Source organism: Novosphingobium sp. APW14, from assembly GCF_032337075.1.
Classification (GTDB): domain Bacteria; phylum Pseudomonadota; class Alphaproteobacteria; order Sphingomonadales; family Sphingomonadaceae; genus Novosphingobium.
In genome coordinates this window covers 462,424-475,113 of record NZ_JAVYAB010000001.1, presented here as the reverse complement: position 1 = coordinate 475,113, position 12,690 = coordinate 462,424, and the positions used below count along the sequence as shown (strand labels likewise).

Annotated in this window: 13 protein-coding genes; 5 read left to right on the top strand and 8 right to left on the bottom strand. The window is 60.6% G+C overall.

Annotation, left to right across the window (positions count from 1 at the left end):
- Window positions 1-7 precede the first annotated feature (7 nt).
- Genes RQP55_RS02405 through RQP55_RS02390 form a run of 4 tightly spaced genes read left to right on the top strand, consistent with a single transcriptional unit; the run spans window position 8 to window position 3,435 of the window.
- Entirely contained in the window at window positions 8-727 is a 720-nt protein-coding gene (locus RQP55_RS02405; RefSeq protein ID WP_315608574.1) for a biotin--[acetyl-CoA-carboxylase] ligase, read from the top strand.
- Window positions 728-730: 3 nt separating this feature from the next.
- Complete coding sequence (locus RQP55_RS02400; protein WP_315608573.1) at window positions 731-1,504, top strand: type III pantothenate kinase; 774 nt, start codon at window positions 731-733, stop codon at window positions 1,502-1,504.
- The gene (locus RQP55_RS02395) at window positions 1,501-3,135 is read left to right on the top strand and encodes a ribonuclease J (protein WP_315608572.1); all 1,635 of its coding nucleotides are present in this window, start codon (window positions 1,501-1,503) and stop codon (window positions 3,133-3,135) included. The genes RQP55_RS02400 and RQP55_RS02395 overlap by 4 nt, the downstream gene beginning before the upstream one ends.
- Before the next feature lie 3 nt (window positions 3,136-3,138).
- Window positions 3,139-3,435, top strand: a complete 297-nt coding sequence (locus RQP55_RS02390) for a DUF1467 family protein (protein ID WP_315608571.1) — start codon at window positions 3,139-3,141, stop codon at window positions 3,433-3,435.
- A gap of 65 nt (window positions 3,436-3,500) precedes the next feature.
- On the opposite strand, the gene RQP55_RS02385 is transcribed toward RQP55_RS02390, so the two are convergent.
- The 7 genes from RQP55_RS02385 to RQP55_RS02355 form a co-directional block, all read right to left on the bottom strand.
- Window positions 3,501-4,073 (bottom strand): urate hydroxylase PuuD, encoded by a 573-nt coding sequence (locus tag RQP55_RS02385; RefSeq protein WP_315608570.1) that lies wholly within the window; start codon window positions 4,071-4,073, stop codon window positions 3,501-3,503.
- A 131-nt stretch (window positions 4,074-4,204) separates the two neighbouring features.
- Window positions 4,205-4,846: an inner membrane-spanning protein YciB gene (locus RQP55_RS02380; protein WP_315608569.1), complete on the bottom strand. Its 642-nt coding sequence runs from the start codon at window positions 4,844-4,846 to the stop codon at window positions 4,205-4,207.
- Complete coding sequence (gene ftsY, locus RQP55_RS02375) at window positions 4,846-5,772, bottom strand: signal recognition particle-docking protein FtsY (protein ID WP_315608568.1); 927 nt, start codon at window positions 5,770-5,772, stop codon at window positions 4,846-4,848. The genes RQP55_RS02380 and ftsY overlap by 1 nt, the downstream gene beginning before the upstream one ends.
- Entirely contained in the window at window positions 5,769-6,941 is a 1,173-nt protein-coding gene (locus RQP55_RS02370; protein ID WP_315608567.1) for a MiaB/RimO family radical SAM methylthiotransferase, read from the bottom strand. Before RQP55_RS02370 ends, ftsY begins: the two co-directional genes overlap by 4 nt.
- A 1-nt stretch (window position 6,942) precedes the next feature.
- On the bottom strand, window positions 6,943-7,758 hold the full coding sequence (gene dapF, locus RQP55_RS02365) for a diaminopimelate epimerase (protein ID WP_315608566.1): 816 nt from the start codon (window positions 7,756-7,758) through the stop codon (window positions 6,943-6,945).
- 38 nt (window positions 7,759-7,796) lie between these two features.
- On the bottom strand, window positions 7,797-9,398 hold the full coding sequence (locus RQP55_RS02360) for a putative bifunctional diguanylate cyclase/phosphodiesterase (protein WP_315608565.1): 1,602 nt from the start codon (window positions 9,396-9,398) through the stop codon (window positions 7,797-7,799).
- A gap of 71 nt (window positions 9,399-9,469) precedes the next feature.
- Window positions 9,470-10,408, bottom strand: coding sequence for an isopenicillin N synthase family dioxygenase (locus RQP55_RS02355; protein WP_315608564.1), 939 nt, complete (start codon window positions 10,406-10,408; stop codon window positions 9,470-9,472).
- Between the two features lie 65 nt (window positions 10,409-10,473).
- Here RQP55_RS02355 and RQP55_RS02350 point away from each other — a divergent pair, with 65 nt between their 5' ends.
- Complete coding sequence (locus RQP55_RS02350) at window positions 10,474-10,896, top strand: EVE domain-containing protein (protein ID WP_315608563.1); 423 nt, start codon at window positions 10,474-10,476, stop codon at window positions 10,894-10,896.
- On the opposite strand, the gene RQP55_RS02345 is transcribed toward RQP55_RS02350, so the two are convergent.
- The gene (locus RQP55_RS02345; protein ID WP_315608562.1) at window positions 10,893-12,563 is read right to left on the bottom strand and encodes a thiamine pyrophosphate-binding protein; all 1,671 of its coding nucleotides are present in this window, start codon (window positions 12,561-12,563) and stop codon (window positions 10,893-10,895) included. The genes RQP55_RS02350 and RQP55_RS02345 overlap by 4 nt on opposite strands.
- Window positions 12,564-12,690: the final 127 nt, after the last annotated feature.

Sequence of the window (12,690 nt, the reverse complement as noted above, 5' to 3'; positions counted from 1 at the left end):
CCATCCGTTGATCGAAACCTTCGAGGAACTCGCTTCAACAAGCGGCACGCTGCTTGAGCGTCTCGCTGCGGGCCAGGCGATTGCCGAAGGGAATTGGCTCGTTGCCAGACGCCAGACCAGCGGGCGCGGCCGCCTGGGTCGGGCCTGGTCCGATGGCCTGGGCAATTTCATGGGGTCGACCTTCGTTTCCCATCATTCGGGTGACCCGCCGCTTGGCACACTTGCGCTCGCCATTGGTCTGGCCGTGCGAGAAGCCGTCATCAAATACGTGCCGGCCGGCACGCCAGTCATGCTTAAGTGGCCCAATGACCTGCTGGTCAATGGCGCCAAGCTTTCCGGAATTCTACTGGAAGGTACGCGGGGCGGCGTAGTGGTCGGGATCGGGGTAAACCTGGCCGTGGCGCCGGTCCTGCTGGATCGGCCGACTGCGGCTCTGGCGCAGATCGGCACTTGTCCGGACTGTGACATCTTTGCACAGGAGCTGGCTGCAACCGTGAGTTTGGAGGTGGAGCGCTGGCGCACCTTTGGGCTGGAACCGCTGATCCGCCGCTGGGACGCGGCCGCCCATCCACTCGGCACGCCGCTTAGGGCTGGCGAGGGCGGTGAGACCGCTCTATCCGGCACCTATGCCGGGCTTGCTGCGAACGGGGCGCTGCAACTCCGCTTGGCGGATGGCACTTTGCGTGCCATCCACGCGGGCGAAATCAACCTTTCCAACGGGAGCTAGGCAATGCTGTTGGCGATCGATGTCGGTAACACCAACGTGGTCTTCGCGCTGTTTGAAGGTCGCAGCATCAAGGCGCGCTGGCGCATTGCCACTGACCCGCGCCGGACTGGCGATGAATATGCCGTCTGGCTGATGCAATTGCTGCAAATCGAAGGACTTGACCGGTCCGCGATCAAGCAGATCATCGTTTCAACGGTGGTCCCGCGCGCGCTGCACAATCTGGAAGTACTGGCTGACAAGTATTTCGGGGTGAAGGCTCTCGTGGCTGGTGTCGCGCCGGTCGATTACGGCATGGAAATCGACGTGGACGAGCCGCGCTCGCTGGGTGCGGACCGTGCGGTCAATGCCATCGGCGCTCATGCGAAGTATCAGGGAGACCTGATCGTGGTCGATTTTGGCACGGCGACGACCTTTGACGCGATCGACTTTAACGGCGCCTACAAGGGCGGGATCATCGCCCCCGGGATCAACCTCTCGCTCGATGCGCTGGTTGGCAACACGGCCAAGTTGCCGCGCATCGCGATCCGCAGCCCCGATAGCGACAGCGTGATCGGACGAAACACCGAAGACCAGATGCTGATCGGCGTATTCTGGGGTTATGTCGCCATGATGGAAGGATTGATTGCCCGTATGCGCGCTGAAATTGGACGCCCCGCAAAAGTTATCGCGACTGGCGGCCTTGCCATCCTGTTCGACAAGCACACCGACATCTTTGATGCCGTTGATGCCGACTTGACCCTTGAAGGCATGGCCATCCTGGCCGAGAAGGCCAAGTGAAGCCCGGCAAGGAACTGCTGTTCTGCGCGCTCGGGGGCTCGGGCGAAATCGGCATGAACGTCAACCTTTATGGGGCTGACGGGAAGTGGCTTATGGTTGACCTGGGCATGACCTTTGGCGCCAATGAATATCCCGGCACGGAGCTGGTTTTTGCGGACCTTGAGTTCATCGAGGAACGCAAGAAGGACTTGGTTGGCGTGGTGCTGACCCACGCGCATGAAGACCATATCGGCGCGGTTCCCTATTTCGCGCAGGAACTGGGCGTGCCGCTTTACGCCACTCCGTTCACGGCGCGGCTTGTTGCGGACAAGTTGCAGGAAGCGGGTCTGCTCAAGGAGGTCCAGCTCAAGGTGATCGACCACCTCGAGCCGTTCCAGCTGGGCCCGTTTACCATGCGCTATGTCCCGCTGGCGCATTCGATCGCCGAGGGCAACGCGCTGGTGATCGAAACACCCTATGGGCGAATCTTCCACACCGGTGACTGGAAGCTGGATGACGAACCGCTTGTTGGCACACCGGCAACGGCGGAAGAGCTGCGGGCGATCGGAGACGAAGGCGTGCTCGCGCTGGTTTGCGATTCAACCAACGTGTTCAATCCCAACCCGTCTGGTTCTGAAGGAGAAGTCCGCCGGGCCTTGCTGGAAGAGGTCGCTCGACATCATGGGAAGCGCGTGCTGGTCACGACATTCGCTTCCAACGTGGCAAGACTTCAGACGTTGGGTGAAGTGGCTGAAGCCACCAACCGCCGGCTGTGCGTTGCCGGCCGATCACTCGACCGGATCATCCGGACGGCACAGGCCAGCGGCTATCTCAAGAACCTGCCTGACACGGTGGACTTCGATACCGCAATGAACCTGCCGCGGGGCGAGGTATTGATCGTCGCGACGGGTGGGCAGGGTGAACCCCGTGCGGCCCTGTCGCGCATTGCCGAGGATAGCCACCAGATCGCGCTTGAAGCGGGTGACGTGGTGCTGTTTTCCAGTCGCCAGATTCCCGGGAACGAGATTGCCATTGGCCGCATCCAGAACCGTTTGGCCGGCCGCGACATCACGATGGTGACGGACCGCCAGGTTGAAATCCACGTTTCCGGTCATCCGGGGCGGCCTGAACTGGAAGCGCTGTACGATTGGCTGCGGCCAGAGATTTTGGTCCCGGTTCACGGCGAAGTGCGCCACATGCGCGAACAGGCCCGTGTTGGACGGGCCAAGGGCATACCCAAGGCCGTGGTCCAGCAAAATGGTGATCTCGTCAGGTTGGCCCCGGGCAAGCCTGGCAAAATTTCGGAAGTGCGCGCGGGCCGGCTTGTGCTGGATGGCGATATTCTGGTGCCAGCTGATGGTGAGGCGATTGTCATGCGCCGCCGCCTGGCCGCCAACGGTCTGGTGATCGTGGTGCTTGACGGCAAGGGGCGGGTCCATGTCGAAGGCATCGGCCTGCCGCTGGATGAGGATTATGACGATTTCACTGCCGAGGCGCGCGAAGACGTTGCCGTGGCGCTGACCAAGCTAAAGGGTGGGGCGCGGCATGACCGCGAAGCAATTTCTGAAGCGGCGCGCCTTGCAGCGCGTCGTGCCGCGCAGCGCTGGTCGGGCAAAAAGCCCCAGGTGCGCGTAATCCTGCCGGAGCCATAGGAAATGAAGATAACCTCCATTATCGCGATCTACGCGATGTTCTGGGTGCTAGCCGCGTTTCTGGTCATGCCATTCGGTATCCGCACCCATGAAGAGGCGGGCGAGGCGACCATCAAGGGACAGGCCAACAGCGCGCCGGCCAATTTTCAGCCGCGCAAGATTGCCCGGCGGGCGACGATCCTCTCGCTCCTGATGTTCGGTCTTTATTATGCCAACTACGTCAACGGTTGGCTGGGGCCGCAGGATTTTGATCTGACACTGCTGATTGGCAACAAGCCCGATTTACCCAAGAGCTATTGAGGCAAAGAAAAAGGGCGCGGCACCATCCGGTACCGCGCCCTTTTTTGTGCCGTCAGGCCGAATGATCAGCCAAGGTTGGCGCTGGTCATCGCATAAAGCATCGGCAGCGAGAGCAGCAGATTGGTGCGGCTCGCCATCAGGGCACGCGGGGCCAGCTTGGCCTTTTCCTCGGCGGTCGCTTCAACGATGCCAAGGATGCGCTTCTGCGCCGGCCAGATGATGAACCACACATTGAAGGCCATGATCAGCGCCAGCCACATGCCAAGGCCGATCAGGTTGACATTGCCTTCGCCCGAGAAGGTCATCGCCTGATGGCCATAGCCATTAACGAAAGCGATCACGAGACCGGTCACCACCGTCAGGAGGGCTGCCCAGCGGAAGAAGAAGAACACCTTCGGCGCGATGTAACCGGTAACGCCCTTCTTAAGCTCGTCCGGCACGGTCGGCATGGTCGGAACCTGTACGAAGTTCAGGTAATAGAGCAGGCCGATCCACAGGATGCCGAAGAATACGTGCATCCAGCGGAAGACAGAGTTGACATCAACAGTGGCCGAACCGGCCCAATGGAGCATCACGGCGATTGCCGCGATCAGCCCGACAACCAGCACAAGGTGCAGGTTTCCGAAGAACTTAGCCATTTGCTTCCCCCTAAATTTGAAGCTTGTGGTTGGCCCACACGAATGGTGGGCAGGCGCACAGTATCGCCCGGACAAGCGGCAATGTCACACTGTTTTTGCCCCGTTTCCCCGGTCCTCTGGAGCGGGGGCGGTCATTCGTGGGGGGGATTCTCCAGCACATCGGTCTGTTGGTCCACGGCCAACCCGTGGCGCAACAGCATCGGGATCTGGGCAAATGTGAACAGGAAGGTGGCCGGCAGAAAGATCCAGAGCTTGGCGGCAATCCAGTCTCCGAACGACAGCCAGTGGCGCAGCCCCTCGTTCAGGGCGGCCAGGGCCAGGAAGAACAGGCCCCAATTGCGCGAAAGCTTCATCCAGCCTTCATCACTTAGGCCTTCGAACGCCGCTTCAAGCAGAAGTTTGAGGAGGGCCTTCCCGCGCCACACTCCAATAAGCAGGGTGACGCCGAACAGCAGGTAGATCGCCGTCGGCTTTACCTGGATCCAGATTGGATCGTGCAGCAAGACGGTCAGCCCGCCAAATCCGACAATCAACAGAGTCGAAAGCCAGAGCATTGGCGAAACCTTCCCAAGCTTCCATTTGGAAACCAGCAAGGCGATAACCGCCGCTACCATGAAACTGACGGTCCCCTGAATCACGGCGAGCACCTCGGCAACGCTGTTCCCGCGGTCGGCCGGTGAGAAGTATTTGTAGACCGCAAAGAACACGATCACCGGGCCGTAATCGACGACCAGGTTGAGCCAGCCCGATTTCTGCTTGTTTGCTTCTGTCATTACGCAACCCCGGCAATTACGCGCGCGACCAGGTCCGGATCGAATGGCCGCAGATCATCAAGCCGTTCTCCCACACCAATCGCATGGATTGGCAGGCCAAATTGCTCGGCCGCTGCCACCAGCACGCCGCCGCGGGCAGTGCCATCGAGCTTGGTCATGATCAGGCCGGTCACGCCAGCCACTTCCTTGAACGTTTCAATTTGCTGCAGGGCGTTCTGGCCGTTGGTGGCATCAAGCACCAGCACGACATCGTGCGGAGCTTCGGGGTTGATGCGCCCCAGCACTCTGCGGATCTTGGCCAGCTCGTCCATCAGTTCGCGCTTGTTCTGCAAGCGCCCGGCGGTGTCCACGATCAGGGCATCGATGCCTTGATCGGTCGCAGCCTTGACCGCGTCGAACACGATGGAAGCGGGATCGCCGCCCTCCGGTCCGGTTACGATCGGCACGCCAACCCGGTCCGCCCAGACCTTTAGCTGGCCGATTGCCGCTGCGCGGAAGGTGTCACCCGCCGCCAGCATCACGCCATAGTCCAGTTCCTGGAAATAGTGCGCGAGCTTGGCAATTGTGGTGGTCTTACCCGATCCGTTGACACCGATCACCAGGATCACCTGGGGGCGGGGAAACGCCACGATATCAATCGGCTTGGCGACAGGCCGCAAGATCCTGGCGATTTCTTCGGCCACGGCTTCCTTGATCGACTGTTCATCGGCACCGCGCTCAAACCGTTCCTCGGCGAGCCGCTCGCGGATGCGAGCAGCAACGCGGGGACCAAGATCCGAAAGGATCAGCGCATCCTCGATCTCATCGAGCTGCGCGTCATCCAGCCGTGTCTTGCTGACAATGCCGGAAAGGTTTTCACCCAGGCGTTCGGAAGTCTTGCGCAGACCACCGAAAACCCGCTCGGTCCAGCTCGAGCTCTCGCTCATGCCAGCAGTCCTTCGACGATCCGGGTAGGGGTTACAGTCACGATAGTTCCAGCCTGTGTTCCGGGCGCCAACTGCACCCGCGCGAAATTTGGCGCATGGCCTGTCCCGTCGCGTTCGGCAAGCACCTCTTGCGGTTTGCCCAGCAGGGTTTGCAGCCATGCTGACCGCTGCTCTGACACGGCGTGGCGCAACTCTCCAGCGCGCGCCTTGATCGTAACGTTGTGAACCTGCGGCATCCGCGCGGCCGGTGTCCCTGTGCGCGCAGAATAAGGAAAGACATGGCCGTGAACGATCCCGAGTTCCCGAATGATCGAGAGGTTAGCGGCATGGGCGACCTCGTCCTCGGTCGGAAATCCTGCGATCAGGTCTGCCCCAATCGCTATTTCCGGTCGGCGGCTTTTAAGCTCACCGACCAGGCGGACAGCATCCTGGCGCAAATGGCGACGTTTCATGCGCTTTAGGATCAGGTCATCGCCGTGCTGCAGGGATAGGTGAACATGGGGCATGACCCTTGGCTCCCCCGCCAGCAGCTCAAGGAGGCGGTCATCGATCTCAATCCCGTCGAGGGATGACAGCCTAATGCGCGGCAGAAGGGGGAAATTAGCAAGGATCGCGTCAACAAGCTCGCCCAGGCGAGGGTGCCCCGGAAGATCGTGCCCCCAGGATGTCAGGTCGACTCCGGTCAGAACGATCTCATTGGCGCCGGTGAGCAGGTGTCGTTCCACCTCGCGCAAGGCGGCTTGCACGGTCAGCGACCGGCTTGCCCCGCGGCCTTGCGGGATGATGCAAAAGGTGCAGGCATGATCACAGCCGTTCTGTACCGCGATGAAAGCGCGGGTATGGCTAGGGCGGGGGGTGGCTATTTCCGCTCCAACATTCCACGCACGCGGGGCCAGCTTGGCCTGGTTGGGGATCAGCCCGTCAACCTCCGGCATCCCCGCAAATGTCTGGCGCTCAATTTCGGCGGCGCAACCGGTCACAATCAAGCGGGCGTCAGGGCGATCGCGGCGAGCGCGCCGGATTGCCTGCCGGGTCTGGCGAACGGCTTCGGCCGTAACCGCACAGCTATTGATCACGATCAGGTCCGGTTCACCCGCTAGTATCGCGCGCAGTTCTTCGCTTTCCGACAGGTTGAGCCGGCATCCTAGCGATATCACCTCGGCGGGCATGTCAGGCTCCGAACGCGTCCGGATCGAACGTGCCGCGGAAACTCTCGGCAGCGGGGCCGGTCATGGCAATGCGGTTGTCTGTCCCCCAGCCGATCTGCAGCGACCCGCCAGGCAGTTGGACGGTCACATTGCCCCGATCCACCATTCCGCGGCGCATGGCGGCAATAGCAGTGGCGCAGGCTCCGGTCCCACAGGCCCGGGTTTCGCCTACGCCGCGTTCCCAGACCCGCAGGCGGATTTCGGTGCGGGAAACAATGGTCGCAACATTCACATTGATCCGTGCCGGAAACAGTGGATCGTGCTCGATCAATGGCCCCAGCCGCTGCAGGTCAACGGCATCGGTATCGGCAACAAAGAACACCACGTGAGGGTTGCCCACATTCACGGCACCCGGGTTTTCCAGGTCTTCCCAGCCGACCGGCAGGGCCTGGGTATCGAGTGGATAGGCCAGCGGGATAGCATCCCACTCAAACCTAGGTTCGCCCATGTCGACAGCAATCCCGCACTCGACAGGATCGGTTGCGAGCATGCCGCCCAGCGTTTCAATCAACGCTGGCTTGGCAAGCAGGAGCCCGACCGCGCGGGTTGCATTGCCACAGGCTTCGACTTCGCTGCCATCCGCATTGAAGATCCGCATCCGCACATCCGCATGTTCGGACAGTTCCAGCAGGATCAGCTGATCGCATCCGATCCCGGTCTTGCGATCGGCAAGTGCGGCGGCCAGCCGGTTCGTCATGGCAGGCACGCCGCCTTTGCGCGCGTCAAGCACGATGAAATCGTTACCCAGGCCATGCATCTTGATGAACGGAACGCGCATGGGCTGCGTTTATGCGCTGTGCCGCTGCGCGTCCAGTGTCAGGCGATGCGGCTGCGGCCTTTGGTGGCGTGGCTGCCATGCTCCAACGTCAAATGCAGTTGGCGGAGGCCGGCAAGTGTTACATCGGCGGGTTCGGGATAACCGTAATCGTAGCCCTGCGCCTTCAGTCCTTCAAAATCACCCAGTGCTGTGAGTACTGCTTCGGTTTCAACACCCTCAGCCGTCACCGGCAAACCCAGGCCTTTGCCAAGTGCTACAATCGAGCGCACAATCGCTTGGCTCTCATCGCTGTCTGGCAGGCTGGTCACGAAGCTGCGGTCAATCTTGATCCGATCGAACGGAAGGTTGCGCAATTGCGCGAGGGAGCTGTAGCCGGTTCCGAAATCATCGAGGCTGACCCGAATGCCCTGATTTTTTAGGCTTTTGATCATCGTTCGGACAAGGCCGATGTTCTCGTGCAGATTGCTCTCGGTAATCTCGATTTCGAGCCGGTGTGGCGGAAAATTGGCTTCGACCAGCAATTTGAGCAGCTTCTGCGCGAACCAAGGATCGCGTAACTGTACCGGGGATATATTCACGGCCAGGGTAAGGCTCGGGTCCCATTGGCGGGCATCGCGCAAGGCCTGACGGATCACGGATTCGGAGAGATCTGCGATCGCTCCGATCTCTTCTGCGACAGGAATGAAGATGTCTGGACCCACTCGACCCAGCGTGGGTGAAATCCAGCGCGCCAACATCTCGAAGCCGACAAGTTCACCGGTCGTCAGGTCAATCTGTTTCTCGTAATAGGGAACAAATTCACCACGGGTTATCCCGCGTCGGATGCCAGCCTCAAGCTCGCTTCGAAAGCGCAGTTCGCTCTCCATCGCTGGCATGAACCATGCCACGCGGTTGCGGCCCTGGCGCTTCGCATTGAACATGGCAATATCAGCTTTGTGGAGCAGGGTTTGGACGTCGTTGCCATCTCGATCGCTTCGGGACAGGCCAATCGAAACTGTGGCTTCGATTTCTAGTCCATTCCAGAAGACCGAACGCCCCAGTTGGTCGGTCAGCTGTGCTGCCAGGCGATCAATCTGCTCACATTCCGTTGCGTTCAAGACCATGACGCAAGCAAATTCGTCTCCCCCGATCCGCGCCAGAAGCGATCCAGTGGGAAGAAGCTGCTGCAATCGCTGGGCTGCAGCCTGCAGGATTGCATCACCAGCCTGGTGGCTATGAAGATCATTTACGTGTTTGAAATTGTCGAGATCCAGCATTGCGAAGGCGAGCATTTGACCGCGCGCGCGCGCCGAAAGCAGCAACTCCTCGGTTGCAGTCTGGATACTTCGCCGATTAAGGCAGCCTGTCAGTGAATCGGTTTCGGCCAGTTCCCGCGCTTCTGCCGCAGCTTCGCGATTGACTGCCACTTCGCCACGCAGAGCGCGAAGTCGACGCCAGCCAAACAGGATGAGGGCAATGTTGAGCAGCAGAGCGCTGGTGACGAGTTGGTCTGGTCCGCGGCCATGGCCGAATATGCCGCGCAGAACCTGCGGCAGAACTTGCGTGCCCATCACCGCAAACAATATGATCGCCGTTAACGCCACGCTCTGCGTGACATAGTCACGCTGTATGCGCTCAGTCGTTGAAGCCGCCCCTGCCATGGATCCCTTTGCCCCGAAGTTCGAGCGTAAGGGTCCCAGACTATGCTGAAATTTAGGTTAAGCTTCGTGCATCACTTTTTTAGGCCAATTTCGCGAAGTCGCTGTTGAAGGAATTCATCGGCGGTGATCGGCTCTGGATAGCGGTCCGGATTCTCGGGCGAAACACATTGCGGCAAGGTCTTGATCGGGAAATCGCTGCGCAGATGCAGGAAGAACGGCATTGAATAGCGGCTGTAGGCAGCCCGCTCTGGGTTCGGGTTGCGGACGCGGTGGATTGTGGACGGCAGGTAATGGTTGGTCAGACGCTCCAGCATATCCCCAACATTGATCACCATGGCCCCTTCGGGCGGTGAGGCGCTGATCCATTCCTTGCCCTGGAAAAGCAGTTCCAGACCGGCTTCCTCGGCCCCAAGCAACAGGGTGATCAGGTTGATGTCACCGTGGGCACCGGCTCGGATTGCTTCGCCTTCAAGGTTGGGAATCGGCGGATAGTGCAGCAGCCGCATGACCGAGTTTCCATCGTCGATTCCCGGCTCAAACCAGTTCTCATCCAGCCCAAGATAGAGCGCGATGGCCGATAGGATCGTCGCTCCGGCTTCATCGAACTGGCGGTAAAGCTCAGAGAACACGGCCTTGAATCCCTCCGGGCGGTCTGGCCAGACATTCGGCGGCATCGAGGCGTCGGCCAGCGGGCTGCCTTCGGGCAGATCGCGGCCCACGTGCCAGAATTCTTTCAGGTCGTGGTGCTTGGCATCCTTGGCAATCTCCACCCCAAATGGCGTGTAGCCGCGGGCACCGGAAATCGCCGGATTGTGGTAGCTGCGCTTTTCGTCCTCGGGCAGGGCAAAGAGCGCTTCCGACAGTTTCCAGGCCCGATCGATCAGATCCCGGTCGATGGCGAAATCCTTGACCATGGCAAAGCCGAAGGTCCGGAAGCTCTCCCCGATGGCCTTGGCAAATTCGGCCTTGGGCATGGTCAACGAGAGGACGGGGAGGGAAGTCAGGGACATGGAGTGGACGCTTTCGAGATTCTAAGGCAATGGGCCGCCCCATAAACCCTTTCGCGAGTTCTGGCATGACGAAAATCAAATCATACTGGCTGATGAAATCGGAACCGGATGTCTACAGCTGGGATGACCTGGTCGCAGAGGGTGAGGTGACCTGGGACGGCGTTCGCAATTACACTGCACGCAACAATTTGCGGGCCATGCAGCCGGGTGACCTGATCTTCTTCTATCACTCGAATATTGGTGTGGAGATCGTTGGAATTGCGGAGATAACTGCTTCCAATATTCCTGACCCGACTGATGAGACCGGGCGGTGGTCAGCGGTCAAGCTGAGGGCCGTTCGCAAGCTGAAGCGCGCGGTTACGCTGAAGGAAATAAAGGCGGATCCTGCGCTGGCCGATATGGACCTGCTGACCAAGTTCCGCCTGTCCGTGTCGGCGGTAAAGCCTTCGGAATGGGACTATATCCTTAAGCTGACCGGCGACGCCTAGCTCTTTGCCCTCGCACGCAAACCTGAAACGCTGGCCCCGCCGGCACTGAGCTGCTCAATATCGATTACAAGGTGTAGCAGGCGCAGACCTTTGCGGCTCCTGGCTGCTGCCAGCGCAGCATCGAACTCGGTGTTGGTTTCCACCCGTTCGGCCCATCCGCCATAGGCCCGCGCCAGTGCCGCAAAGTCGGGGTTATGCAGCGTAGTCCCGGAAACACGCTCCGGAAACTCGCGTTCCTGGTGCATTCGGATCGTGCCATAGGCCCCGTTGTCGACCAGAACGACCAACAGGTCGCAGCCATATTGCACGGCCGTGGCCAGTTCCTGTCCATTCATCAGGAAGTCCCCGTCGCCGGCTAAGGCTATCACGGTGCGCTCGGGGAACCGCTTCGCGGCGGCAACGGCCGCGGGAACACCATAGCCCATGGCCCCGGCAGTTGGCGCGAGCTGACTGGGGAAGCCATTGTAGTGCCAATACCGGTGCCACCAGCCCGAGAAGTTCCCGGCACCGTTGCAGATAATCGCATCGTCGGGCAGCTCCCGGCGCATGGTGGCGACAACCTGCCCCATATCTAGCTTGTGGCCGTTGGGCAGGGGGCTCGACCATTCAAGCCACTGCTTGTGCGCCTCAGGTCCGGCATCAAAAGGTACGATATCATCGTCCCAAAGATCGGCTGCCTCGGCGAACTCGGCCATGTCGGCGCAAATCGCGAGGTCGGCGCGATAGACCCGGCCGAGTTCCGCAGGGTCCGGGTGAATGTGGACCAGAACCTGACCGGGATGATCAGGCGTGACCAGCGTGTAGCTGTCTGTCGTCGCTTCGCCGAGCCGCGCGCCAACCACCAGTACCAGGTCGGCAGACTTGATCCGCTCAACCAGCTTCGGATTGGGGCCGTATCCAAGGTTGCCGGCCCAGGCCTGGCTGGAATTGGGGATGGCATCCTGGCGGCGGAAAGCTCCGGCAACGGGCAAGCCGACCCGCTCGGCAAAGCTGGTGAAATGCTCGCGCGCCTTGGTGTGCCAGCCGGCTCCGCCAATGATTGCAACGGGTGCGCAGGCATCTTCGAGCATGCGCATCAAGGTGCCCATTGCATCGGGGCAAATGGCCTGGGCTGGCCGCGCGACGGCGGGGCGGGCAGCCAGTCCGGTTACTTCCTCCAGCAGCATGTCTTCAGGCAGCGCGATAACAACTGGGCCTGGACGCCCGGCAATCGCGGTCGCCCATGCCCGGGCGATGTATTCGGGAATACGACGCGGATCGTCGATCCGCAGGACCAGCTTTGCCAGCGGTGCGAACATGGTGGTGAAGTCGACTTCCTGGAAGCCTTCGCGGTCCTTCATCCCGCGATCGACATCGCCAATAAACAGCAGCATCGGCTGCGAATCCTGGAACGCCACATGCGCGCCAATGCTGGCGTTGGTCGCGCCAGGGCCGCGGGTAACGAAGCACACGCCGGGCTTGCCCGTCATCGCCCCATCAGCGCAGGCCATGAATGCTGCGCCGCCTTCTTGCCGGCAAATGACAGTTTCGATTTGTGGGCTGTCGTGCAGCGCGTCGAGCACGGCTAGAAAGCTCTCACCCGGGACAGTGAAAATCCGGTCGCAACCCTGTTCGATAAGGCAATCGACGAGCAGCCGACCACCGTTGATGCTGGTCTGTTGTGTCATTTTTGCGTTTTAGCCAGTGCGCCCGAAAGGGGCAACGAGACTTCGGCGTTTATCGTCGTATGGAATGCTGTCCCACTTTGGGAAGCCATTGCGCAAGGGCTTAAACGTCGCTGTCATAACGGTGAAT

What these genes read in the sequence shown, in the direction of transcription:
- RQP55_RS02350 (WP_315608563.1), top strand. Translation starts at nt 10,474, where the DNA reads ATGACGAAAATCAAATCATACTGGCTGATGAAATCGGAACCGGATGTC.
- RQP55_RS02370 (WP_315608567.1), bottom strand. Translation starts at nt 6,941, where the DNA reads ATGCCCGCCGAGGTGATATCGCTAGGATGCCGGCTCAACCTGTCGGAA.
- RQP55_RS02360 (WP_315608565.1), bottom strand. Translation starts at nt 9,398, where the DNA reads ATGGCAGGGGCGGCTTCAACGACTGAGCGCATACAGCGTGACTATGTC.
- RQP55_RS02345 (WP_315608562.1), bottom strand. Translation starts at nt 12,563, where the DNA reads ATGACACAACAGACCAGCATCAACGGTGGTCGGCTGCTCGTCGATTGC.
- RQP55_RS02400 (WP_315608573.1), top strand. Translation starts at nt 731, where the DNA reads ATGCTGTTGGCGATCGATGTCGGTAACACCAACGTGGTCTTCGCGCTG.
- ftsY (WP_315608568.1), bottom strand. Translation starts at nt 5,772, where the DNA reads ATGAGCGAGAGCTCGAGCTGGACCGAGCGGGTTTTCGGTGGTCTGCGC.
- RQP55_RS02380 (WP_315608569.1), bottom strand. Translation starts at nt 4,846, where the DNA reads ATGACAGAAGCAAACAAGCAGAAATCGGGCTGGCTCAACCTGGTCGTC.
- RQP55_RS02355 (WP_315608564.1), bottom strand. Translation starts at nt 10,408, where the DNA reads ATGTCCCTGACTTCCCTCCCCGTCCTCTCGTTGACCATGCCCAAGGCC.
- RQP55_RS02390 (WP_315608571.1), top strand. Translation starts at nt 3,139, where the DNA reads ATGAAGATAACCTCCATTATCGCGATCTACGCGATGTTCTGGGTGCTA.
- RQP55_RS02385 (WP_315608570.1), bottom strand. Translation starts at nt 4,073, where the DNA reads ATGGCTAAGTTCTTCGGAAACCTGCACCTTGTGCTGGTTGTCGGGCTG.
- dapF (WP_315608566.1), bottom strand. Translation starts at nt 7,758, where the DNA reads ATGCGCGTTCCGTTCATCAAGATGCATGGCCTGGGTAACGATTTCATC.